This is a genomic window from Vibrio sp. 704, from assembly GCF_033339295.1.
The window spans coordinates 1-1,106 of the sequence record NZ_JAWOUH010000107.1 but is presented as its reverse complement, the minus strand read 5'-3'; the positions used below and the strand labels follow the sequence as shown (position 1 = coordinate 1,106).

The 1,106-nt window shown below is 44.0% G+C and carries 2 protein-coding genes; both read left to right on the top strand.

Features of this window, described 5'->3' with window-relative positions:
• A partial coding sequence (locus tag R7R24_RS24775) for a tyrosine-type recombinase/integrase (protein ID WP_318119742.1) occupies positions 1 to 539 on the top strand: 539 nt, incomplete at its 5' end.
• Positions 536 to 1,106: hypothetical protein (locus R7R24_RS24770; protein WP_318119741.1), on the top strand; the 571-nt coding region annotated here is incomplete at its 3' end. The genes R7R24_RS24775 and R7R24_RS24770, both read left to right, overlap by 4 nt.

Here is a 1,106-nt window from a genome sequence, read left to right as displayed (position 1 = left end):
CGCCAGAACAGGTCAATGCGATCATTCAGCACCAAACCGAGCAACATGCACTCTCAACACAACTTTGTCATGAAGCGGGTCTACGCGCTCACGAACTGTACACACTACGACCTTCTGGCGAAGTAAATCCGAGTCCACGGGACGTACACCAAGATAAATTTTCCCAACTCCCCAATGACTCAAAAACCTACACGGTTCAAGGGAAAGGCGGTCTCATTCGTGAAGTTCAAATCCCCAACCATTTGGCAGAAAAGTTAGAAGAACGCAGACTCGATACACCACAGCAACTCTCTGACAGGGGCGTGAATTACGAATCGCATTACAACATAGCAGGAGGACACAAGTTTTCTGATGCGTTCAGCAAAGCGAGTTCTCGCGCTCTTGGGTACTCCAACGGAGCACACGGCTTACGCCATAGCTACGCACAAAACCGCTACGAACAACTGGCTAACCACTTTGAGCGTATCGATGTCATGACGATTATTTCTCAAGAGCTAGGGCATTTCCGCCCCGATATTACAGAGGTATACCTACGATGATTTGGGGATTTTTGACGGTAATTGTTGTGGGATTGGTATTGCTTTTTGCAGCACCATTTCTTGATTTTCTAACTCCCGATAGCACGATTTGGTTAGTAGACTTATCCAACTCAAATGGTCCTATTTTACTAGCACAAGGCGCAAAAACGCTCTGGTACCAATGGCAATCATGGGTTTACATATTCTTGTTTAGCCTCATGACAGCGTTCATTTTAGGTTTAATTTACAACGGCATTCGCACATTCGCAGATGAGTCGTTACTCAAAGCTAAGAAAGAATTAGCTAAAAAAACGAAAGAGATCGAAAACATAAAACGAGAATACCAAGGTCAAGTTGAGAAGGATATCGTAAACAAACACGCCAAAGAAGCGAAACGACTCAACAAGAAAGAAAACGAGATCTACGCTATCAAGCAGCAAACAGAGAACAAGGAAGTGGCGTTACAAAAGCAAATAAGAATAGTCAATCACGCACACCGTCGACAAAACCAACAGACACAGAGTAAGTTAGGTCAAAGAGATCGACTGAGCGCAGAGAAGAAAATAATGGCAGAGTTCTTAGATGAAA